Consider the following 21,044-nt stretch of genomic DNA (forward strand, 5'->3'; position numbering starts at 1 on the left):
GCGGCGATGGGCCGGACGGGCTTGGCGGGGGTGGTCGAGGTGGTGGCGACAGGCATGTAGCTACCGTCGCCGACCGGCTGATACGCGGGCATCCGCCGACACGCGTACATCTCACCGGGCGGCGCTTGCGCTCCCCGTCACTCTCCGTGCCGGGGCAGGGGCAGGCCGGGGCCGAGCATCTCGATACCGTGCTGCGCGGCGACGGCCGCCAGCGTCGCGGCGTCCGCCGGCCCGGTTCCCGCCGAGGCGATGCTCAGATCGCGGACGAAGCGATCGAAGCCGCCGGGCGTGTGCACGGTCAGATACCGGACCGACGGGCTGACCACGACGAAGCTGTGCGGGATGCCGCGCGGCAGGATCGCGACGTGACCCGCCGCGGCCTCCCGGCGTTCGTCACCCACCTCGATGATCATCTCGCCCGCGAGCAGGATGAAGGTCTCGGTGGCTCGCAGGTGCCGGTGCCGGGGCGTGGAATGCCCGCGGTTCCCGGTGCTTTCGACCACGGTGAGCTCGCCCTCGGTCTGTTGCTCGGTGGCCAGCATCCGGGCGTCCGAGTTGAGGAGCCGGTACACCGGCTGATCGTCCGGGGTGGTGAAGACTGACATGACGTCCCTCCGGTAGTTCCTGGGAAGAACGACGGTTCACCGGCCGCATGGTTCGATTCATCAACACCGTGGATGCGGGCGAACTTCGACCGGTCCGGTGCGTCGTCCTGCTCGTGAACTCACTGACTCCCGTTGTCTCCTCCGTCCGGGATCTGGCCCCGCAACTGGCCAACAACCGCGCCTACTGGCTCAGCTGGGGCAGCGCCGACGACACCGATGCCGAACTGCCGATCTACCGCAGCGGTCTCCGGCACGGACTGCTCAACGGCGTCCTGCGGGCCCGCGGCATCGACATCGACACCGCGGTGCGCCGGGCCCGCGAGGTGCTCGAGGGCACCAGCTGGATGTGGTGGAACCATCCCGTTGACAGCGATCCGGACGTCGCGGATCTGCTCCTGAGCCGGGGCGCTTCCCTCGCCGGAGTCGTCCCCGTGATGGCGGCGCGGCTGGACGGTGTGCCCGCCGTGCCGGCACCGGACGGCATCCGCATCGAGCAGGCGCACACCGATGCCGAACTCGCCGCGTTCGCCGCGACCTATCCGGTGCCGAACGGTATGTCCGCGGCCGACACGGACGCCACCACCCAGGTCGAGCTCGCCCGGGACGGCCGGCACGAGGAACAGCTGCGCTACGTCGCGTGGGCCGGCGACCGGCCGGTCGCCTGCGGCGTGCTGTCGATCAGTCATGGTGTGGCCGGCATCTACAACATGGCGACGATCGCGAAGTTCGAGAGCCGTGGCATCGCGACCGCGCTGACCGCGGAACTGCTGCGCGAGGCGAAGGGCCGGGGACTGAAGGTCGCCACCCTGACGGCAAGCCCTCGAGGCGCCATGGTCTATCAGCGCCTGGGCTTCGACCAGGTCAGCGAATACCGTTTGTTCGCCTGGTGACGCGGAGCCGGCCGCCCATGGGCGGCCGGCTGCTCAACCGAGATAGACGCTCGTCATGGCGTCCCGGATGCGCGCCATCGCCTCCCCGGGCTGCCCGAGCGACAAACCGCCGTCCACGACCAGATCCAGGCCCGTCACGTACGAGCTGGCCTCGCTCGCCAGGTAGACCGCCGCCCCGGCGACGTCCGGGCCGAAACCCGGCCGGGGAATGGCCTGCAGGGACCGGGCCTGCTCCCGCGCGTACGCCTCGAGCGCCTCGAGGCGGGCCTGCGCCTGTTCCTCGGTGACGCCGGCCGCCTTGCCGAAACGCCCGGTCGTGATGAACCCCGGGGAGATGCTGTTCACCCGGATCCCGTCCTGGCCCAGGTCGGCCGCCGCCCACTTGGTGAGGTTGATGAGCGCGGCCTTGGAGACCGAGTACGCGACACCGGCGTAGACGACCCGCTGCCCCGTGATGCTGGCCATGTTGATGATGCTGCCGCCGGTCCGGCGCAGGTGGCCGACCGCGTGCTTGATGCCGTACAGCGCGCCCATGACGTTCACCTCCTGGGTGGCGCGGAACGCCGCGACGTCGACGTCCTCGATGCGGCCCAGGTGCGAGGGTGACCCGGCGTTGTTGACCAGCACGTCAAGCCGGCCGTGCCGCCGCACGGCGAAGTCCAGCAGGGCCGCGACGTCGTCCTCGCGCGACACGTCGGCCGTCAGGAACGACGCGGCCGGCCCCAGCTCCACGGCCACGGCCTCCCCCTCGGTCCGCCGTCGCCCGGCCAGGACGACCTGAGCCCCCTCGTGCACGAACGCCCGCGCCACGTCCACCCCGATGCCGCTGGTCGCCCCCGTGACCACGGCGACCTTGCCGGTCAACGCGTTCATTGCGGCCCCTTCCCGATCCGGCGGGCACATCCCGCTCTCCGTCCCGCACGACGGCGTCCGCGACGAGGGGTTCGGCCGGGTCGCGGGTGAACTTCGTCTCCCGCCGCCCGTCGCCGGTGGTATGGACATCATGGTGATCGGGGCCGGACCGACCGGTTCCTTCCTCGCACTCGCTCTGGCCCGGCGCGGACACGCGGTGACCGTGCTGGACCGGGACCCCGGCCCCGCCGCGGACGGCTCCTGGGAGCGTCCCGGGGTCCCGCAGTTCCGCCAACCGCACGCGTTTCGCTCGCAGATCGCCGAGGCGCTGCGGGCGGAGCTGCCGGGGGTGCTGGAGGCGCTCGTGGCCGACGGTGCCTATCTCGCCGAGGGGCAGATGGGGGTGCGGCGGAGCGTGTACGAGGCGGTCTTCCGCCGGGCCCTGAGCGGCGAGCCCGGCGTCACGATGCTCGCCGGCAGCGCCCGGGACATCCGGACCGATGCCGCCGGACGGCCGGTGCTGATCAGCGACACCGGCATCAGCACGGCTGATCTCGTTCTGAACGCCACCGGCCGGGCCCGGTTCCTGAAACATCGGCGTACGGCCGGTCTGGATGTCGATTCCGGCCTGGCCTACGTGTCCCGCGAGTATCAGGTGGCACCCGGGGCACGCGACGAGTTCTACGCCGGCGCCCGGCACATCTGGAATCTCCCCGGATACCTGGTCCGCGTCTTTCCCAGTGACAGCAACGTCATCTCGACGCTGTTCGTGCGCCGCGCGGACGACCGCGACCTGACCGTGCTGCGGCACCCGGAGGCCTACGAGGCGGCGACCGCGGCCGTACCGCCGCTCGCCGCGCTCATGACAGCCGACAAGGTGCGGCCCATCTCCCGCGTGTACCCCGGCGGCGCGATGCGCAACATCTATCGGGGCCAGCTCACGAAGGACGAGATCGACACGCCCGGGGTGATACACGTCGGTGACGCGGTCTTCTCCCCGAGCCCGATGTACGGCCGCGGGATCGCCACATCCCTGATACAGGCCCGGGCCCTGCTCGAGCTCATCGACGCCGGCCACGACCGGGACAGCGTGACCCGCCGGTTCGACGCCTGGTGCACCGGCCGGATGCTGCCCTGGTTCCACGACCAGGTGCTCGACGACGCCGGCGTCATCGGGATGTGGGACGGGGGCGACCTGGAGATCGACGGCCGGCTGCCCTCCGCGACCATCACCCGAGCCGTCGCCGGTGAGCCACGATGGCGCGACGTCATCGGGCAGTACCTGGACATGCGGGTGCTGCCGTCCGCGTTGGCCCCGGTGGAAGTCGCGGCACGGGAACGCATCGCCGCGGGATGGCGGCCCGCCTTCGCCGACGGGCCCGATCGTCAGGAGCTGTTGCGGGTGATCCGAGGCTCCGTCAACCGGACCTCCCCGGTCAGGCCGGCGTTCGCAGCTCGATCGGCCGGCTCATCGGGCCATAAGTCGCCCGGTACGTCCGGGGCAGCATGATCCGGCGGATCCAGGCCGGCGTGCCGGCGCCGCGGCTGGTCAGGTCGGTCATCTTCGCGATGTGGTCGACCCTCGCCCGGCGCCGCGCCTCGAATCGGGGACCGGCCGCATCCCCGTCGGTGTCGCTGAGGACATCGGCCAGCACCAGCGCGTCCTCCATGGCCAGCCCGGCCCCGGCGCCCCAGACCGGCGCGGTGGCGTGCGCGGCATCGCCGATCAGCACGCAGCGCCCCTTGCTCCAGGCCGGGATGCGGACCTCGGTGACAGGCGAGTGGTACAGCCGGGAGGGCTCGGCCAGCAGGGCGTCGACCACCTCGGGAACCGGGCCGGCGAAGTCGCGGAACGTCTGCTCCAGCCAAGCCGGATCGTCCTCGACCGGGCCACCGTCGACCGACGAGGCGTAGAAGTAGACCTCCTCGTCGGACAGCGGGATGAGCAAGGCGGCGCTTCGCCGTCCGGTCCAGGCGCTCAGGCAGTCCACGCCGGGGTTGGGCGCCATGCCCCGCCAGCTGGCCGTGCTGAGCAGCGCACTGCGCGTGCCCGCCGTACCCAGAACCTGCGAGCGGACGACCGAATGCACGCCGTCCGCCCCGACCACCAGGTCGTGATCCTCCACGTGGCGATCGGCGAAGGTCACCGCTGCGCCCTCCGGGGTCAGGCGCACCGCCTCCACCGCGGCGGACCGGCTCGGCGTCCCGCCGCCCGGCGCGTCCTGGAGAAGGGCCATCAGATCCGAGCGGCGGACGAGCCGGGGCCGGCTCCCGGGCCGCCACATCGCCTCCTCGTCCATCGTGCACAGAAGGCGCCCGGTCTCGTTGCGGTATTCCCGGTGGCGGACCGGGCGGCCGAGCTGCTCGACGCCGTCGCCCAGCCCGAGCAGGTGCAGCGCGGCGATCGCGTTACCGGTCAGGTGGATGGCGAGGCCGCTGCGGCCGCCGTCCGGAAAGCGCTCCACCACTGTCGAGGCGATGCCGCGCCGGCGCAGCGCGCGCCGCAGTGCGAGTCCGGCGATGCCACCGCCGACGATCAGTATGGACTTGTCGGCCACGGATCTCCCCCGAGTCGGTCGGTGTGCGATTGCGGCTGCCTTACTCGCCGAGCAGCATGAGCGCGTCGCCTTCGAACCAGGCGTTGGCGATGTCGAGGTGCCGGATGCGCCACTGCTCGCCGTCCCGGACCATGGTGGCGGTGTAGCGGTTCATCATTAAGGCGTGACGGGTCACCGCCGGGTCGGAACCAGCGCCCGGCTTGAAGTGCTGCGCCTGGGCGTAGGCGAGCACCGTGGCGCGGTCGCCGTCGATCGTGATGCGGACGTTGCTGATGGAGTGGCTGGAGTCCAGCGGCCCCACCGCACCGATCAGGGTGGTGACGACGGTCTCCCGCGGGGCGAGCGCGGGGAAGTCGTACCCGATGCGCCGCATGGCCGGGCCGAGATCGACGACGGCGTCCTCGGTGAGCGAGGAGGTGAGCAGGCCGGCGTCGTTGAGATCGAGGCCGGCGGCGTAGCGGTGGAGGGTGTCGGTGATGGCGGCCCGGTCGAGAAGGGCGGCGAGGGTCGCGGGGGTGGTGATCGTGTCAGTCATGATTTGATCCCATCAAGCCGGCGCCGACGCAACGCCGACGAAACGTTGACGCCGGGCCGGCGGATCCGGGCCGCGATCTCCGGCGCGGCCAGTGCGGACGCCGGGTCGACGAGATGGAAGACCCGGAGGAACGCCCGCGCGACGTCGGGATCGGTTGCCGTCGCCGCACGGACCGCACCGAGGTAGGCGGCCTGGGCCGGATCGACCGGCCGGCGAACCCCCACCGCCTGCGGGAAGCGCAGATCGTTGGACGTCGCCGCGGCCCAGGGGCCGTCCAGGACGGCGTCGGCGGCGGCGAAGAACCGGTCACCCAGCTTGTCCGTCCCCGCCCTGAGCACCTCCGCGAGCGCCTGCGCCTGCAAGGCCGCGACGGTCATCCCCTGCCCGTAGACATAACTCAGCGAGCACAGCGCGTCGCCCGCCACCAGATAGTTCCCGGGCCGGCCGGCCAGATCGGCGTACCGGCGCCGCACCGCGTGCGGGAAGCGCATGAACGCCGGCTCGCCGATCGGCTCGGCATCTCGGATGATCTCCGCGAGGTCCGGGTTGTCGAGTGTCCCGGCGTAGGCCAGCATCCCGGCCAGGTCCGTCGGCGGTGTCTCGGAGAACCAGCCGTTCATCGAGACCACCCAGGTGTCGTTCTCCTCGGCCAGCACCAGACCGCTGTGCGGCTGACCCGGATGGGCCGGTGAGTTGCCGCCGAGCCGGCCGTCCAGGTGACGGCCCCGGCTCCGGAAATGCCGCGACACCGAGCTGAGGCCGAGCTCCACCGTCTCCCGCGGGACCTCGGGCAGCCCCAGATCGGCCAGCCACCTCGGGCTGCGGGATCCCCGGCCGCCCGCGTCGACCACCAGATCCGCGTCCACCGGCCGGTCCGCTCCGGCCAGCCGGACGCCGGTCACCAGGGACCCGTCCCCGCTGACTCGCAGGCCGGTCACCTCGGTCGCATCGACGATCCGCACGTTCGCGATGGCGGCGACCCGCTGCCGCACCACGTGCTCGACCAGCGCGCGGCCGGCCATGACGGCCGGCAGGCCGGACTCCTGGGCCAGGATCGGCCGGCCGTCCAGATACCAGCGGATGTCGTTCGCGGCGTCGCCGATCGAGGCACCGGCGGCCACGACGTCCGACTCGAAACCCCCGATCAGCGACTCGATCGTCATCGCGCCCCGGGCCAGCAGGCCGTGCGCCTGACGCCCCTGCGGCACACCACGGCGAGGCACCGGCCGCTCCGGGAGCACGTCCCGGTCGAGGACCACCACCTGCTCGTAGACGTCGCTCAGCACCCGGGCGGCCAGCAGGCCGGCCAGCGACCCACCGACCACCACGGCCTGGCCATTGCGTTCCCTCGTGACGTGCGACATGACAGTCCTCCTCACCCGGTCGGCGCCGGATGGCGCCTCTCCAGGTGAGACGGTCGGTGGCCCTGCTGGTTCGAGGTGAACCTTCTCTCCACGCCGACGTAGTTCCCGGCAAATCCTCCGACAGACAAGGGATCCCATGACCGACACCATGAACTCGATGGCCGCACAGGCCGAGGCCGCAGCCTTCGCGTCTCTTTGGGACGCTGCTCCCACGGCGGACGCACGACGGCTCGGCATGGTCTCGGCTCGCGCCGGCGCGCGCGTGACCCTGGCCATGCGGACCGACCCGACGGGCGGTTATTGGAACCGCGCGCTCGGGCTGGGACTCGACCGGCCGGTCGACGACGACGTTCTCGACGAGACCATCGGTTTCTTCCGCGACGCCGGGGTCACCTCGGCCGTGCTCTCGATTCCGGACGCCTTGCTGCCGCAGGGATGGGACCACCTCCGCGACCGGTACGGCATCGGCACCGGCGCCGCCATGGTCAAGCTCGTCCGCGCCGTCGAGCCGCTGCCGGTGGCGGTCACGGACCTGCGGATCGAGCGCGTCGACGAGGCGACGAGCGCCGAGGTGGCCGACGTCTACCCCCGGGGATTCGGGATGTCGGAGGACCTGCGCGGGCTCATGACCGCCAGCTTCGCCTGGCCCGGGACGATCGCCTACGGGGCGTGGGCGGGCACGGAGGCGGTCGGCGCCTCGGTTCTCGTCGCCGACGGAGAGGTCGCATCGCTGAGCGGGGCCGTGACCCTGCCCGCCCATCGGCGCCGGGGTGGCCAGTCCGCCATGCTCGCCGCCCGCGCGGCGGCCGCGGCGGCCCAGGGCGTCCGATGGCTGTTCGTCGACGTCGAGGAGCCCGAGTCTCCGGGATCGAACCAGTCCTACAACACCATGTTGCGGTTCGGCTTCCGACCGTTGCGGATCGGCCGGGACTGGGTCTGGCGGGAGGTCCGGGACTGAGCGCGGAAGCCGGGCACTCAGGCCACCGCGACCAGCCTGCGGCTCAGGCCGGCCAGCGCCGCCCGGCAGCGGTCCGGGCCTTCGACCTGCTCGGCCCGGCGCCGCGCGAAGGCCTGGATCAGCACCGCGTACCGGTAGGTGTCGATGTCCAGCGCCTCCACCAGGTGGGCATCCACCAGCTCCTCCAGAGCCCCGCGCGCCTCGATCCGGGTGAGCCCGGTCATCGCGGTCACTTCGGCCACGGTACGGATCGGTGATGCGGCAAGAGCGGCGAGACGGAACACCTCGGCCGCCACCGGCCCGAGCCGCGCCTCCGCCCGCCGGATCGGCTCGTCGACGATCTTGCAGTCCTCGTGCATGACGACCGGCGCCCGCAGATCGCCGGCCAGCTGCTCCATGATCTGCCGGATCGTCCACAACGGCCGGTCCAGCAGCCGGGCGGCGGCCACCCGGACCGACAAGGCGTGCCCGGAGCAGGCGGTGACCAGCTCCCGGGCCGCATCCGGTTCGGCGCCGACCCGCCGGTGCCCGGCGATCTCGCCGAGAAGGCGCAGCGACTCCTGGTCGCTGAGCGGGCCGAGCCGCTGCCACGCCACCGCCGGCAGCTCCAGCAGCCGGCGGCTCGCCGTCACCACCACCGCGCAGCCCGGCAACAGCGGCTCCACCTGCTCGCTGGTGTCCGCATCATCGAGAACGACCAACATCCGGCGCCCGGCCGTCATCGTGCGCCACAGAGCGGAGCGCTCGGCTGCCGTGCCGGGCAGCGAGATGTCCGGCCGGAGCGAGCGGAGCAGCGATCCGAGGGCCTCCTGCGCACTCACGGCCCGGCCGGTGCGGGCGCGCAGATCGAGGTACATCCGCCCGTCCGGGAAGCGGTCGGCCAGGAGATGGGCCACGTGGACGGCCAGGGTCGTCTTGCCCGCCCCGCCGAGACCGGTGAGGCCGGCGACCGGTATCCCGCCGTCCTCGGTGAGCACCCGGCACAGCTGGTCGACCTCGGCGTGACGGCCGGTGAAATCCCGTACGTCCGGAGGTATCTGAACCGGCCGGGCCGCCGGCCGCGAGGCGGTCACCTCGGGCTCGCCGACGGCCTCGTCGCCCTGCAGCAGACGCTGATGCAGCCGCTGCAGCTCGGCACCGGGTTCGAGACCGAGCTGGTCGTGCAGCCCGGTGCGCAGCCGGCGGAACGCCTCGAGCGCCTCCACCGTCCGCCCGGAGCGGTGCAGGGCGGCCATCCAGAGCTCGGTCAGGCGCTCGTCCAACGGCCGGTCGGCCACGGCCGCGCCCAGATCCGCGCGGATCGCCTCGTGCCGGCCGAGCGCCAATTCCGCGTCGAACAGCTGTTCACGAGCGGCGCGCCGGGATTCCTCGAGCCGGGTGCGCTGGGTGGCGGCGAAATCGGCTCGGACGCCGCCCAGCGCCGGACCGGACCAGACCTCGAGTGCGGCGCGCAGCGCGGTGGCGGCGCCGGCGATGTCCCCGGAGTGACGGGACTCGCGGGCGGTGCCGACGAGCCGGTCGAACTCGTCCGCGTCGACACCGGCCCCGTTGCGCGCGAGGTGGTAGCCGCTCGCCGACCGCCGCAGTTCGGCCCCACCACCGGCGAGGACGTGCCGCAGACGGGCGGCGTAGGTGCGAACGGTGCTGTGCGCCGACGCCGGGGGGTCCTCGCCCCACAGCGCGTCCACGATGTCGTCGATCGGCACCGGCGTGTTCCGCAGGAGCAGCAGGGCCAGCAGTCCGCGCTGCTGGGGTGTCCCCAGAGCCACGTCTCCGGCATCCATGACGACCCGCACCGGGCCCAGCAGAGTGAAGCGCACCATGCGACGGACGACGGATGCCGCCGCCGGGGGTTCACCGTGATTCAGGCAACTGCCGCAGCCGGCCGGATGTTGTGGTTGAGGTGGAAGACGTTCGCCGGGTCGTATACGGCCTTCGCTCGCGCCAGCCTGCCGTAGACAGCGGCCGGATAGGCCGCGCGGACCGCTTCCTCGGCCAGATCCTCCTGACCGATGAAGTTGAGGTGCTTGCCTTCCAGTGCCCACGGCTTCAAACCGTCGAACAGCTCACCGGTCCAGCGCAGAGCCGGCCCGGTCAGGTCGGGTCCGCCGACGGTGACGACCCACAGGACGAATTCCGCCGTACGCAGGCCGGCCGCCCCGGCGCCGTCCGGGGTGTCGCGCAGCGCACCGCCGAGGTGACGCAGTTCGATGATGTTGGCCGGCACGTCGGCCGCGGGTCCGATGGCCGCGATCAGCCGCGCCACCAGGTCGTCGGTCAGCGGTGGCAGGCTCAGCGTGCGCTCGGCGAACGGCGCCGGGCCCTCCGGGTCGGAGTAGATGGCGGCGAAGTCGGTGTACGGCATGTCGCCGACGGTGTCGATCATGATCGGTGCGGCCGCCCGGAGTGGCGCCAGCAGCGTGTCCGCGTCCGCGGCGGCCCCGAGGAACGAAACCCGCACGTGCACCGTGAAGGTGCCGCGCAACGGCTCCGGGAACACCGGCACGTCCGGCAGCCGCATGAACGCGATCGAGGTGGTCAGCTCGTCCGGCGCCTGGGCGGTCAGGGCGGCGTAGGCCCGCAGCACCGCTCCGGCCTGGTCGCCCGGGAAGATCAGCACCCCGCCGGTCAACCGGGTGACCGGGAACAGCTCGAACTCCATGGCGGTGACGACGCCCAGGTTGCTCTTCGAGCCGCGGACGGCCCAGAACAGCTCCGGCTCAACGTCGGCGTCGGCGTGCCGCAGCTGCCCGTCCGCGGTGACGATGTCGAGCGCGGTGACGTGGTCCGAGGCCCAGCCGTGTTTGCGGCCCATCGTGGCGCTCAGGCCGCCGCCCAGGGTGTAGCCGACGACGCCGACGAGCGGTGAGGAGCCGTTGAGCGGCGCGAGCCCGTGCTCGGCCGCGGCGTCGACGACCTGCTGCCAGCGCACGCCGGCGCCGACCCGGGCCCGGCGGGCATCCGGATCGATGGTGACCTCGTCCATCCGGCGGGTCGTGATCAGCAGCGTGCGGCCGGCCGCGACGACGGTGGTGTGCCCGGTGTTCATCACCGCCACGGCGAGGTCGTGGTCCTTCGCGTACGCCAGCGCGGCCTGGACGTCGGACGGGCCGGCGGCGCCCACCACCACGGCCGGGTTGTTGGGCACGGCCGGGTTGTACGTCGCGCATTCCTCGGCGTAGCCCTCGTCACCCGGGAGCAGAACGGCGCCGGCGACACGGCGGGCGAGCTCGTCGGCGGTGGTCCGGAGGTCTTCGATCGCATCAGTCATGTCCCCAGCCCAGCAGCGCCGTGCCGACGGAACGCCGACGAAACGTTGACGGCCACCCATCCGTACGGCCTGCCGCCTTCGACGCGGTCTGCGAGAACGGTTCGCCGGCCTGTGACGGAGCAGCGCTGAACGCCGCACGCCGGGCGCCGTCGAACGACGTATGACGAACCTGCAGAGCCAGTCCTCGGTCCGCTCACTGACCCTGGGCGGGGTGCGATTCACCTACGTTGTCGACGGCGCCATGGCCTTCCCCCCGGCCAGTTTCTTCCCGTCCATACCGCCCGGCGAGTGGACGCCCGACCTGCTGGACGAGCGGGGCCTGGTGCCGATGTCGGCCGGCGGTCTGCTGGTCGAGACCGGCGAGCGGCGGCTGCTGATCGACGCCGGGCTGGGGCCGATGCAAGGCGAGGCCGGCGGAGGCTTGGTCAACAGCGGCTCCCTGCTGGACACGCTGGCCGTCCTCGGCCACGACCCGTCGGCGGTCGACCTGCTCGCGCTCACCCACCTGCACCCCGACCACGTGGGCTGGGCCGGGGCCTTCGGACGTCACGCGGTCGCCGCGGCGGAGTGGAAGGCCACGCCGGAGATGGCGTCACTGGCCGGCGCCGACCTGCTCGAGGACGGCGACGAGGTGGCCCCCGGCGTCCGAGCGATCGTCACTCCCGGCCACAGCCCGGGTCACACGTCCTACCTCGTCACGGCGGGCACCGAGCGGCTGCTCTGCTTCGGCGACGCCTTCCACCACCCGCTGCAGCTGAACCACCTCGCGTGGGGCGCGGGTCCGGACTGGCACGGCGACAGCGTCCCGGCCGCCCGGCGGCGCCTGATCGACGAGATGCTGGTGCCGGGCACTGTCGCGTTCGCCTTCCACTTCGGCGACCAGCCCTTCGGCCGCGTCGCCCGCGCAGCGGACGGGACGATCACCTGGAATCCGTTCCCCAGCACCGTGATCGCCGGCCCGCCGCGCCTGCTGAGCCAGTCCTCGGAGCCCACCGGCCGCTCGGCGTGAGGAACTAGTCGTCGTGCTGGATCAATGCCCGGGGACGTGTTCGTGCCTAGCGTCGTCACCATGAAGGACGAAACTGAGGTAATCATCGTCGGGGGCGGTCCGGTCGGGTTGATGCTGGCCGCCGAGCTCCGGCTGGGCGGAGTGTCCACCGTGGTATTGGAACGGGCGGACGCCCGGGCCGGACATCCCCGCGCGCTCGGCCTGCACGCCCGTACGCTGGAGCAGCTGGCCATGCGCGGCCTGCAGGAACCGTTCCTGGCCAAGGGAATTCGCGTGCCGTCGTGGCATTTCGGCTTCCTGCGCGAGCGGCTCGACCTGACCCGCCTGGACAGCCCGTACCCGTTCATGCTGGCCTTCCCGCAGGACCGCACGGAGGCGATCCTCGAGCAGCGCGCTCTCGAGCTGGGCGCCCGGGTGCTGCGGGGCGTGTCGGTCACCGGTCTGACCCAGGACGCGGACGGCGTGCGGGTCAGCGTCGACGGCGGTCCCGACCGGCGCGCGGCCTGGGTGGTCGGGGCCGACGGCGCGGGCAGCACCGTGCGGCGCAGCGCCGGCATCGCCTTCCCGGGCACGGACGCCGACACCTACGCGTACCTGGGTGATGTCCGGGCCGACGCGCCGCCCGCCCCCGGCTACGGCCTGCAGAACGAGAAGGGCGCGCTGATTGTGGCGCCGGTGCCGGGCGGGCTGTTGCGGTTCACCGGCTACGACCCCGAGGACCAGGACGCCGGGCGGCGGGAGCTGACCCTGGAGGACCTGCGGGAGATCACCGTACGCATCGGTGGCACCGATTTCGGCCTGCACGACCCGGCCTGGCTGAGCCGCTTCGGCAACGCCACCCGGGTCGCCGGCCAGTATCGCCACGGCCGCGTGCTGCTGGCTGGGGACGCCGCCCACATGCACTTCCCGGCCGGTGGGGTCGGCCTCAACCTGGGCCTGCAGGACGCGATGAACCTCGGCTGGAAGCTGGCCGACGTCGCGCGCGGCCGGGCCGGTGACGACCTGCTGGACACCTACCACGACGAGCGCCGGCCGTGGGCCGAGGACGTCGCCGAACACACCCTCGCCCAGACCGCGTTGATCACCGCGACCAGCCCGACCGGCCAGGCCCTGCGCCACCTGCTCGGCAGCCTGATCGACCGGTTGCCCGACCTCTCCCTGATCTTGGCTCGCCGTCTGGCCGCGCTCGACGTGCACTACGGCAAGGAAGGACAGCCGGTCGGATCCCGGGTGGCTGAGACCGGCGACGCGCTGCTCGACGGCCGGCCCGCGGAACTGGTCGTCGACGACCGCCGGGTGATGGTCCGTCCCGACGGGTACGTCGGAAGCCTTATCGACTGACGGCGACCTGCCGGTGCGTCGCGGCGGTGTGTCCCCACCAGCGCCGGGCGCACCGGCTCAGCACGGCGGGCTCGGCGAAGCCCAGACCGGCGGCGATCTCGGCCAGCGGCCGGTCGGTGCCGGCCAGCAGGGCTTCGGCGCGCTCCCGCCGTACGCAATCGAGGATCTCGGCGAATGTCAGGCCCTCGTCGATGAGGCCGCGCTGGATCGTCCGCGGGTGGACCGCGAGCATCCGGGCCACATCGGCCAGCGCGGTCGACCGCACGCCGAGCCGATCGCCCAGCGCGTGCCGGACCCGCCAGGCGAGGCCGGAGCGCTCGACCTGACCGGAGAGCACCCCGGCCGGCACCCGCAGCACAGCGAACGGGCGACCGAAACGTACCTTGGCCCCGAAGGCCTCGCTGTAGCCGTGCGTCCCAGCGGCCGGGGTGCCCGGCAGGTCGACCGACCGGGGACCGTAGTCGCCCCGGAGCCGGCGCAAATCGTGGTGCAGGGCGAGCAGCGCGTGCACGGGCCGGCCCACATCATCGGGCAGGCGCAGGCCGACGACGTGCCGTGCACCGCCGGGATCGGCCACCACGGAGAACGCGGGGGCCGGCATCCGTTACGCGCCCTTGGTGATCGGCTGGACGTGGCCGCCCGACTGGCCGGTGTCGCGGCACGCGTCCTGCGGCCGGCTCACGAAGACCGACGTGACCTGGTCCGGCGGCATGACCCGGAAGCCGCGGACCTGGACCGGGCGGCAGGCGTTGGGCGCGTCGGTGACGACGATGGTCGCGTGAGCTTGTCCGCCCGCCTTCAGGGTGACCCGCGGGGTGGTCGCGCTGTCGCGGATGAAGCCACGGCCGACCTGTGTCCCGTTGTCACCGGCCACGAAGGAGACGCCGGGGTAGCCCTGCTCGAAACAGCTGCGTCCGGAGACATTGGTGAAGACCAGGCGGTCGGCGTGCCGCAACGCCGAACCCGCATAGGTGCCGGGGACGGCCACGAGGGACACCCTGAGGTCGCTGGTACGGCACTCGCGCACGGTGGCCGTCGCGCCGGTGTGGCCACCGCTCCCGGTTGCGGCCCCAGCCTTCGTCCCGGCTCCGCCTCCTGCCCCGGACGGATTGCCGCCGCCGGCCGCGTTGCCGCCGCCGGCCGGTGCCGGCGAGGTGGCCGGCGCCGATGCCGGTGCCGGTGCCGACGAGCCACCCGTGGGCGCCGGGCCCGGATCGGCACACGCCGCCGCCGACATCACCAGGCCGGCCAGTCCGGCCAGAACCACCGTCGTTCGTTTGACGTTCCGCATGTCGCATCTCCTCGTGATGACGCCTTCACTCCTACCGACGGAGGCCTCCACCGGCGGTTCACCTCCGGGCTGAGGTGTGCGTCACGGAACGAACCCGGCTCACCCGGCCTCCGCCCGAGGGTCCGACCGGGTCCGGATGGACCGCGCCGAGCAGCCCACGAGAATCGGCAGCGGCACGCCGAGCACACGCCGGAGCCGACCGAAACCGCCATCAGCCGGCCCAGCGTGATCGGAAATCCCTCGGCCGGCTCGAGCCGCAGGTCGTAGTCCCATTCCCTGGGCCGGCCGGCACCAACCTGCGGACACCGGTCCCTGCTCGTCGCGGGCCGTCGGGATGGTCAGACGCTCGTACGGCGATCCGAGGAGGTCCGCGTGGCTCTCCGCGCTCATGCCTGGAGGAGCCGGGCGACCACCCACGCCGCGTCGTCGGGCATACCCGACAGGAACGCGGAGGCGAAGGTGCTCTGCAACGGCATGCCGACGAACCCCAGGCCGGGCGTCGAGGTGGACACGCCGCGCCGGTGCACGGGCCACCCGTCCGGGCCGAGGGCGCCGGGAGCGAGCCAGCCGTAGCCGGGCCGGAATCCGGTGCACCAGACGACGTTGGCCACCGTCAGCACGCGGTCGTCGGCCAGCCGAGGCCGGCCGTCGCTCACACCGACCACGCGCGGGACCCGCCGGATCCCCGCGGCGCGCAGCGAGGCGGGCGATTGCCAGACCAGCGGCGCCGCACGACGGCCTCGTTCCCGTACGAGCTGCCCCAGCCGGCCCGCCGGAACCCGGCGGCCGAACACCAGCTGTCGGACGAGCGGGCTGCGCGCCAGCGCGACCGGCACGGAGCCGGTGCTGCGACCGGCCATCCACACCTGGTGATCACCGACGAGATCCATGGCGATGTCGGCGCCGGACGTGCCCGCGCCCACCACCAGCACCGGTCCCGGCACCAGATCGGCCGGACGCCGGTAGCCGGCGGAGTGCATCTGCCGCACCGAGGGGTCGAGCTCGGTGGCGAATGCCGGCACCGCCGGCACGTCGAACGCCCCGGTGGCGGCGATCACCGCGTTCGTCCCGATCACCGCTCCGTCGTCCGTGGTGAGCCGATGCCGGCCGTCGACGACGGTGTGCGCCCGCACGCCGACGCCGGTGCGCACCGGCAACGCGAAACGGGCCGCGTAGTCACTCAGATAATCGGCCATCTCGGCGCGATCGGGATGGGCCCGGGGATCGAGCGGGAACGACCACCCCGGCAACTCGCAGAATCGGGCCGGCGTGAACAACCGGAGCGAGTCGGGACGTCGCCGCCACGTGTCTCCGGGCCGCTCATCACGTTCCAGCACCACGAAGCGGGCACCGGCCGCGCGCAGCTGCCACGCCGCCGCCAATCCGGCCATGCCCGCGCCCACCACGACCGCGTCGAATGTCTCCACGTCGGGATGACGGGCGCGGTGCCGCAAAGTTCGACGGCCCGTCGCCCGGCCGAACCCGTGACATATCCTTCATCGGTGAGTGAGTGGCTGGACGCCGACCAGCAGCGGGCCTGGCTGGCCTTCATGCGTGTCCAGCATCGGATCAACTTCGAGGCGAACCGCCAGCTGCAGGCCGACAGCGGGCTGTCCCTGGCCGATTACGACATCCTGAACGTGTTGGTCACGGGCCCTTTGTCGATCACGGACATGGCTCGGCTGCTCGGCTGGGAGCGCAGTCGCGTCTCGCACCACACCAAGCGGATGGCGACCCGCGGCCTGGTCCGCACCCGCCCGCACGACGACGACCGCCGGATCACCGTGGTCGAGGCGACCGAGGCCGGGCGCCAGGCCAACCGGGACGCCGCGCCCGGTCATGTGGCTCTCGTGCGGGAGCTCTTCTTCGACGGGCTTTCCCCACGGACCGTACGCCAGTTGGCGGCGATCCTCGAGACGGTGCACGAGAACCTCGGGCCGCCTTAGATCTGCTCGGCTCCGCCGTCCACGAACACTTCGGCACCGGTCATGAAGCTGGACTGCTCGGACACCAGGAAGAGCGCCACGTTGGCGATTTCCTCGGGCCGCGCGAGCCGGCCCATCGGGATCTGCGAGGCGAGCTGCTGGAACAGCCCCTGCGGGTTGTCCGGCGCGAGACCACCCAGACCCGGCGTCTCGGTCGCGCCGGGAACGATCGTGTTGACCCGGACGCCACGGCTGACCAGTTCGCCGGCCCAGGTGCGGCCCAGTGAGCGGATCGCGGCCTTGCTGGCGGCGTAGAGGCCGAACGCCGGCTGGCCGTTGCCGGCCGAGGTGGAGCCGGTCAGAACGATGGCCGCGCCGGGGTTGAGCAGCGGCAGCACCTTCTGCACGGTGAAGATGACGCCGCCCACGTTGGTGTTGAACGTCTGCTGGTAATCCTGCCACCCGACCGAATCGAGCGTCGCGAACTCGCCGCCGCCCGCGTTGACGAAGACCGCGTCGAGCCCCTTCCCGTGGTCACCGATCGCGGCGGCGAGCCGGTCGAGGTCCTCGGGGTTGCTGACGTCGCTCGTGATGCCGGTGGCGTTCGGCACTTCCTTGACGGCGGCGTCGAGGCGCCCCTGATCGCGCCCGGTGATGAAGACGTGCGCGCCCTCGGCGGCGAACCGGTGCGCGGTGGCCAGCCCGATCCCGCTCGTACCTCCGGTGACCAGCGCCGTCTTGCCGTCCAGCTGTCCCATGGCGTTTCCCTTCGCGGTTTTGAGTGACATGTCATGCATACCCCTCCGTCGCGTTGAATGACATGTCACGTACGTCACGAAGGCCGGGTGTGAACCTTGCGAAGTGGCCACCGCGCGTTCGCCGACGCGGCCGTCCCCGGCATGCGCCCTCAGGACGAGTCCGGCAGGACGTCGGGCCTGACCGCCGAGACCTACTCGACGAGCTGGTTCCTCACATCCCGGGGCACCCGCACGCCGCGAGCCCGCAGGTCGGCGATGAAGCGGGCAGCGAGCGGGTCGGGCTCCCCCGCCGTCACCGCGACCAGTTGCCGGGCCCACCGGGGCGAGAAGGAGCGGACCACGCCCGGGAAACCCGCGCTGACGGCACTGACCGGGCTGATCGCGATGCCGAGTCCGGCCGCCGCGAGCTGGGGCGCCGCGGAGGTGACCGACGTTCTCAGCACCGGCTTGAGGCGAACGCCGGCGGCGCTGAGGGACCAGTCGAGCCAGCTGCTCAAGCCGTTGCCCGGCGCGAAGTGCACCAGATCCTCGCCGTCGAGCTCGGGCAGTCCCACCGCGCTCCGCCCGGCCAGCCGATGATCCTTCGACGCCGTCAGCACGATCTCCTCCTCGACGTTGACCGTCGAGGTGTAACGGCCGTCGACCGGACCGGGCGGGTATCCGCTGGTGCTGCAGGGCAGGCCGCCGTCGGCGGCCATGATCACCAAGGTCTGGGCGGCCCCGGCGGCGTCCACGGCGCCGACGAAGTACGTGCCCGGCTCGGTGACCTTGAGCGTGCGGCAGCGGACAGCGTCCGGAGAACCGCACGCACAGCGGCCGGCTCGGCGGCGTACGCGGTGCTGGTGAGCCCGGAAGCCAGAATCAGGCCGCACGCCAGTGCGGCACCCCAACGTTTCAAGTCGGCTGCTCGGCTGTCCCGCTCCCGAGGACAGCCGAGCAGCCTCGTCGAAATCAGCGGGACCTCGCGGCCCCCGACTTGAAGGTGATGGCGAGTGGCGTCGCCAGGAACACCGACGAGTACGTGCCCACCAGGATCCCGATCAGCAGGGCGATCGCGAAGTCGACCAGTGACGGCCCGCCCAGCACCGCCAGGGCAGCCAGGATGAACACCGCCCCGAGTCCGGTGTTGACCGTCCGCGGGACGGTCTGAAGACAGGCCTGGTTGGCCACCGAGGCGAAGGGGGTGCGAAGCCGGGGGCTCGTGCCCGGCCGGCCGCGGACCAGTTCCCGGATCCGGTCGAAGACCACCACGGAGTCGTTGACCGAGTACCCGATGACGGTCAGCAGCGCCGCCAGGAACACCCCGTCGACGGGCTTGCCGAGCCAGGCGAACACCCCGATGAGGATGACCACGTCGTGAGCCATCGCCAGCACCGCCGCGGCGCCCCAGCGCCACGGGAACCGCAACGACAGGTACGCCATCTGCGCCGCCAGCGCGATGCCCAGTGCGAGCAGCGCCTTGTTCCGCAGCTCGGCGCCGAGGCTGGGCCCGACCTTGTCGTCGCGGAGGCGCTGCACATCACCACCCCCGCGGGCGGTGAGGGCGTCGCGTACCCGTTGCTCCGCGGCGTCGTCGAACGCTCCGGCGCGTACCGAGAGGTTGCCCTCACCGACCTTGCTGACGATCCCCCGGTCCAGGCCCGCGGCCGTCACCGCCTCCCGGGCGGCCTCGGTGGTCAGGGGCCGGCTGGTCGTGTACTCGACCAGTCGGCCGCCGACGAACTCCACACCCAGATCCACGCCGCGGGTGGCGACACCGGCGAAGGCGAGCAGCACCGCCGCCGCCGAGATGGCCAGCCACCATCGGCGCCGGCCCATCAGGTCCGGGGCACGGGTGACGAGGGTCCGCCGCACCCAGCCTTGATGGGCCAGGCCGCTCCAGCGGGGCCGGACGGTCAGCCACCGACGCCGCAGCAGTGCCTCGGCCGGGAGCCGGGTGAGGACCAGCGCGGTGAACATGGAGGCCAGTACGCCGATGCCCAGGGTGATGCCGAAGCCACGTACCGGGCCGGACGCCAGCAGGAACAGCAGCGCAGCGGCCACCAGGGTGGTGACGTTGGAGTCCGCGATCGCCGACCAGGCCCGGCTGAAGCCGTCCCGGATGGCGGTACGCAGGGACGGCTTGGCGGCGTACTCCTCCCGGGCTCGTTCGAAGACCAGGACGTTCGCATCGACCGCCATCCCGATCGCCAGCACGAACCCGGCCAGCCCGGGCAGGGTCAGGGTGGCACCGATCGCCAGCAGGGCCGCGTAGGAGACCAACCCGTACGCCATCAGCGCCACCGCCGCCAGCGCACCGACCAGGCGGTACACCGCAACGATGAACAGGACGGTGGCGAGCGCGCCGAGCAGCGCCGCCCTCGCCGAGTCGTCAATCGCCTGTTTCCCGAGGGTAGGGCCGACCACCTGCTGCTGGATGACGTCGACCGGCACGGGCAGCGCACCGGCCCGGATCAGCAGGGCCAGGTCGCGGGCTTCGTCCGCGGTGAAGGAACCGGTGATCCGCATGGCCGGTCCGGCGAACCCGACCTCGCAGGTCGCCTCCGGGCTGACCTGTGGGGACGAGACCACCTCGTCGTCGAGCAGGATCGCGACCCGGCGCCCCGGGTCACCCGGTGGTGAGCAGGCGGCTCGAGCGGTCAGCCGTTGCCAGGCCCGGGTGCCGTCACCGGCGAAGTCGACCGCGACCTGCCAGCCGGCCGGCGGTTCGGTGGTGGCCTGAGCGCCGTCGATCTGCCGGCCGGAGAGCGCCGGCGGCCCCAGCAGCACGGGCCTGCCCGTCTCGTCGGGAACAGCGAGCCCACCAGCCGGCGGCTTGGCGGGTCCGGGGCCGGCGGGGGCGAGGACCGGCCGGAAAGACAATTGGGCGGTGCGGCCGATGACTTCGGCGGCCTCCCGGGGATCGGTGACTCCGGGCAGTTCCACGATGATCCGCCGCTCGCCGGAACGGACCAGCGTCGGATCGCTCACACCGAGCTGGTCGACCCGCCTGCGCAGCACTTCCATGGCCTGGTCGGTGGTGGTGGCGTCGGCCCGGGTCTGGTCGCCGTCCCGGGTCTGCAACACGATCTGGGTTCCGCCACGCAGATCGAGCCCGAGCCGCGCCGGCCGGGTGGCGACAAGCCACCCGGAGACGACAAGCACGACAAGGGCAAGAAATGCGCGCACGGCAGTAGCGCGCGACACGATGAGTTCTCCTAGGGCAGGGGTGGCGCGCGGCCGGCGGGACCGGCCGCGGCGCCGGGGTCAGGACGAAGCGTCTGCTGCACGCCGTCCTGGCGGTCCCCTGACCTGAGCTGTCTCCCGGCCCGTCCGCGCCCAGTGCCCGTCGCCGTCGCGTCGCAGGTGCCACCACGCGGTGGTCCTGGTGCCGGCCCGGTCCGACAGCCAGGCGAACACCGTCAGATCCGGGGCGACCCGCCCGTGTCCACCGTGGTCGGTCACCCGGAGATCGGGTCGCTGCCCCATGGCATGCGGAGGCGACACGATGACGGCCTGAAGCACCGACGGCACCGGGACAGGTTCGGTGGCCCGCGCTGTCTGCGGGGTCGCGGCAATCACCGACGTGGCGAAGAACAGCGCGACGACGACCGGCAGGCCCGCCCATCGACGCCACCATGCCGTACGCGACGCGCACTGCGCGGACATGAACTGCACGCTACGGTGGCCGCGCCAGTACCGCCAGGC

The 21,044-nt window shown here is 72.5% G+C and carries 20 protein-coding genes; 6 read left to right on the plus strand and 14 right to left on the minus strand.

Annotation, left to right across the window (positions count from 1 at the left end):
- Positions 1–137 precede the first annotated feature (137 nt).
- Complete coding sequence (locus tag NAG42_RS21940; protein WP_250032593.1) at positions 138–605, minus strand: cupin domain-containing protein; 468 nt, start codon at positions 603–605, stop codon at positions 138–140.
- A 47-nt stretch (positions 606–652) separates the two neighbouring features.
- Here NAG42_RS21940 and NAG42_RS21945 point away from each other — a divergent pair, with 47 nt between their 5' ends.
- Positions 653–1,495 carry a GNAT family N-acetyltransferase gene (locus NAG42_RS21945; RefSeq protein WP_250032595.1) on the plus strand — a complete coding sequence of 281 codons (843 nt, stop codon included), beginning with the start codon at positions 653–655 and terminating at the stop codon, positions 1,493–1,495.
- 33 nt (positions 1,496–1,528) lie between these two features.
- On the opposite strand, the gene NAG42_RS21950 is transcribed toward NAG42_RS21945, so the two are convergent.
- Entirely contained in the window at positions 1,529–2,368 is an 840-nt protein-coding gene (locus NAG42_RS21950; RefSeq protein ID WP_250032597.1) for an SDR family NAD(P)-dependent oxidoreductase, read from the minus strand.
- Between NAG42_RS21950 and NAG42_RS21955 the strand changes: the two genes are divergently transcribed.
- Positions 2,334–3,857, plus strand: a complete 1,524-nt coding sequence (locus tag NAG42_RS21955) for an FAD-dependent oxidoreductase (RefSeq protein WP_250032599.1) — start codon at positions 2,334–2,336, stop codon at positions 3,855–3,857. The genes NAG42_RS21950 and NAG42_RS21955 overlap by 35 nt on opposite strands.
- Here the strand turns inward: NAG42_RS21955 and NAG42_RS21960 are convergent.
- Genes NAG42_RS21960 through NAG42_RS21970 form a run of 3 tightly spaced genes read right to left on the minus strand, consistent with a single transcriptional unit; the run spans position 3,784 to position 6,804 of the window.
- Positions 3,784–4,905 (minus strand): FAD-dependent monooxygenase, encoded by a 1,122-nt coding sequence (locus NAG42_RS21960; protein ID WP_250032601.1) that lies wholly within the window; start codon positions 4,903–4,905, stop codon positions 3,784–3,786. The two genes, NAG42_RS21955 and NAG42_RS21960, sit on opposite strands and share 74 nt — an antisense overlap.
- 40 nt (positions 4,906–4,945) lie before the next feature.
- Positions 4,946–5,440: a nuclear transport factor 2 family protein gene (locus tag NAG42_RS21965; protein ID WP_250032603.1), complete on the minus strand. Its 495-nt coding sequence runs from the start codon at positions 5,438–5,440 to the stop codon at positions 4,946–4,948.
- On the minus strand, positions 5,437–6,804 hold the full coding sequence (locus NAG42_RS21970) for an FAD-dependent monooxygenase family protein (RefSeq protein ID WP_250032605.1): 1,368 nt from the start codon (positions 6,802–6,804) through the stop codon (positions 5,437–5,439). The genes NAG42_RS21965 and NAG42_RS21970 overlap by 4 nt, the downstream gene beginning before the upstream one ends.
- Positions 6,805–6,940: 136 nt before the next feature.
- Here NAG42_RS21970 and NAG42_RS21975 point away from each other — a divergent pair, with 136 nt between their 5' ends.
- Positions 6,941–7,762 (plus strand): hypothetical protein, encoded by an 822-nt coding sequence (locus NAG42_RS21975; RefSeq protein ID WP_250032607.1) that lies wholly within the window; start codon positions 6,941–6,943, stop codon positions 7,760–7,762.
- 17 nt (positions 7,763–7,779) lie between these two features.
- Here the strand turns inward: NAG42_RS21975 and NAG42_RS21980 are convergent, their stop codons facing one another.
- Together NAG42_RS21980 and NAG42_RS21985 are read right to left on the minus strand one after the other, a co-directional pair.
- Positions 7,780–9,585 (minus strand): AfsR/SARP family transcriptional regulator, encoded by a 1,806-nt coding sequence (locus NAG42_RS21980; protein ID WP_250032609.1) that lies wholly within the window; start codon positions 9,583–9,585, stop codon positions 7,780–7,782.
- Between the two features lie 41 nt (positions 9,586–9,626).
- Positions 9,627–11,033: an FAD-binding oxidoreductase gene (locus tag NAG42_RS21985; protein WP_250032612.1), complete on the minus strand. Its 1,407-nt coding sequence runs from the start codon at positions 11,031–11,033 to the stop codon at positions 9,627–9,629.
- Positions 11,034–11,193: 160 nt separating this feature from the next.
- Here NAG42_RS21985 and NAG42_RS21990 point away from each other — a divergent pair, with 160 nt between their 5' ends.
- Complete coding sequence (locus NAG42_RS21990) at positions 11,194–12,042, plus strand: MBL fold metallo-hydrolase (RefSeq protein ID WP_250032614.1); 849 nt, start codon at positions 11,194–11,196, stop codon at positions 12,040–12,042.
- Between the two features lie 60 nt (positions 12,043–12,102).
- On the plus strand, positions 12,103–13,383 hold the full coding sequence (locus tag NAG42_RS21995) for an FAD-dependent monooxygenase (protein ID WP_250032616.1): 1,281 nt from the start codon (positions 12,103–12,105) through the stop codon (positions 13,381–13,383).
- Here the strand turns inward: NAG42_RS21995 and NAG42_RS22000 are convergent.
- The 3 genes from NAG42_RS22000 to NAG42_RS22010 all read right to left on the minus strand — a co-directional run bounded on the left by NAG42_RS22000 (position 13,373) and on the right by NAG42_RS22010 (position 16,101).
- On the minus strand, positions 13,373–13,984 hold the full coding sequence (locus NAG42_RS22000; RefSeq protein ID WP_250032618.1) for a helix-turn-helix transcriptional regulator: 612 nt from the start codon (positions 13,982–13,984) through the stop codon (positions 13,373–13,375). The two genes, NAG42_RS21995 and NAG42_RS22000, sit on opposite strands and share 11 nt — an antisense overlap.
- Before the next feature lie 3 nt (positions 13,985–13,987).
- Positions 13,988–14,674: a DUF4232 domain-containing protein gene (locus tag NAG42_RS22005; RefSeq protein ID WP_250032620.1), complete on the minus strand. Its 687-nt coding sequence runs from the start codon at positions 14,672–14,674 to the stop codon at positions 13,988–13,990.
- A 386-nt stretch (positions 14,675–15,060) separates the two neighbouring features.
- A complete protein-coding gene (locus NAG42_RS22010; protein ID WP_250032621.1) occupies positions 15,061–16,101 on the minus strand; it encodes a flavin-containing monooxygenase in 1,041 nt (346 codons plus the stop codon).
- A 75-nt stretch (positions 16,102–16,176) separates the two neighbouring features.
- Between NAG42_RS22010 and NAG42_RS22015 the strand changes: the two genes are divergently transcribed.
- Positions 16,177–16,620, plus strand: coding sequence for a MarR family winged helix-turn-helix transcriptional regulator (locus NAG42_RS22015; protein ID WP_250032622.1), 444 nt, complete (start codon positions 16,177–16,179; stop codon positions 16,618–16,620).
- On the opposite strand, the gene NAG42_RS22020 is transcribed toward NAG42_RS22015, so the two are convergent.
- The 4 genes from NAG42_RS22020 to NAG42_RS22035 all read right to left on the minus strand — a co-directional run bounded on the left by NAG42_RS22020 (position 16,617) and on the right by NAG42_RS22035 (position 21,005).
- Entirely contained in the window at positions 16,617–17,357 is a 741-nt protein-coding gene (locus NAG42_RS22020; protein ID WP_250032623.1) for an SDR family NAD(P)-dependent oxidoreductase, read from the minus strand. The two genes, NAG42_RS22015 and NAG42_RS22020, sit on opposite strands and share 4 nt — an antisense overlap.
- Before the next feature lie 191 nt (positions 17,358–17,548).
- Positions 17,549–18,229 (minus strand): LysR family transcriptional regulator substrate-binding protein, encoded by a 681-nt coding sequence (locus NAG42_RS22025; protein WP_250032624.1) that lies wholly within the window; start codon positions 18,227–18,229, stop codon positions 17,549–17,551.
- Between the two features lie 79 nt (positions 18,230–18,308).
- The gene (gene secD / locus NAG42_RS22030) at positions 18,309–20,525 is read right to left on the minus strand and encodes a protein translocase subunit SecD (protein ID WP_250032625.1); all 2,217 of its coding nucleotides are present in this window, start codon (positions 20,523–20,525) and stop codon (positions 18,309–18,311) included.
- 78 nt (positions 20,526–20,603) lie between these two features.
- Positions 20,604–21,005, minus strand: a complete 402-nt coding sequence (locus NAG42_RS22035) for a hypothetical protein (protein ID WP_250032627.1) — start codon at positions 21,003–21,005, stop codon at positions 20,604–20,606.
- Between the last annotated feature and the right edge of the window lie 39 nt (positions 21,006–21,044).

It is taken from the genome of Paractinoplanes maris (assembly GCF_023544465.1).
Classification (GTDB): domain Bacteria; phylum Actinomycetota; class Actinomycetes; order Mycobacteriales; family Micromonosporaceae; genus Actinoplanes; species Actinoplanes maris.

Bases quoted from the DNA above. Each gene is read 5' to 3' on its own strand.
- NAG42_RS21940 (WP_250032593.1), bottom strand. From the start codon at position 605: ATGTCAGTCTTCACCACCCCGGACGATCAGCCGGTGTACCGGCTCCTC.
- NAG42_RS21945 (WP_250032595.1), top strand. From the start codon at position 653: ATGGTTCGATTCATCAACACCGTGGATGCGGGCGAACTTCGACCGGTC.
- NAG42_RS21950 (WP_250032597.1), bottom strand. From the start codon at position 2,368: ATGAACGCGTTGACCGGCAAGGTCGCCGTGGTCACGGGGGCGACCAGC.
- NAG42_RS21965 (WP_250032603.1), bottom strand. From the start codon at position 5,440: ATGACTGACACGATCACCACCCCCGCGACCCTCGCCGCCCTTCTCGAC.
- NAG42_RS21970 (WP_250032605.1), bottom strand. From the start codon at position 6,804: ATGTCGCACGTCACGAGGGAACGCAATGGCCAGGCCGTGGTGGTCGGT.
- NAG42_RS21975 (WP_250032607.1), top strand. From the start codon at position 6,941: ATGACCGACACCATGAACTCGATGGCCGCACAGGCCGAGGCCGCAGCC.
- NAG42_RS21980 (WP_250032609.1), bottom strand. From the start codon at position 9,585: ATGGTGCGCTTCACTCTGCTGGGCCCGGTGCGGGTCGTCATGGATGCC.
- NAG42_RS21985 (WP_250032612.1), bottom strand. From the start codon at position 11,033: ATGACTGATGCGATCGAAGACCTCCGGACCACCGCCGACGAGCTCGCC.
- NAG42_RS21990 (WP_250032614.1), top strand. From the start codon at position 11,194: ATGACGAACCTGCAGAGCCAGTCCTCGGTCCGCTCACTGACCCTGGGC.
- NAG42_RS21995 (WP_250032616.1), top strand. From the start codon at position 12,103: ATGAAGGACGAAACTGAGGTAATCATCGTCGGGGGCGGTCCGGTCGGG.
- NAG42_RS22000 (WP_250032618.1), bottom strand. From the start codon at position 13,984: ATGCCGGCCCCCGCGTTCTCCGTGGTGGCCGATCCCGGCGGTGCACGG.
- NAG42_RS22005 (WP_250032620.1), bottom strand. From the start codon at position 14,674: ATGCGGAACGTCAAACGAACGACGGTGGTTCTGGCCGGACTGGCCGGC.
- NAG42_RS22020 (WP_250032623.1), bottom strand. From the start codon at position 17,357: ATGGGACAGCTGGACGGCAAGACGGCGCTGGTCACCGGAGGTACGAGC.
- NAG42_RS22035 (WP_250032627.1), bottom strand. From the start codon at position 21,005: ATGTCCGCGCAGTGCGCGTCGCGTACGGCATGGTGGCGTCGATGGGCG.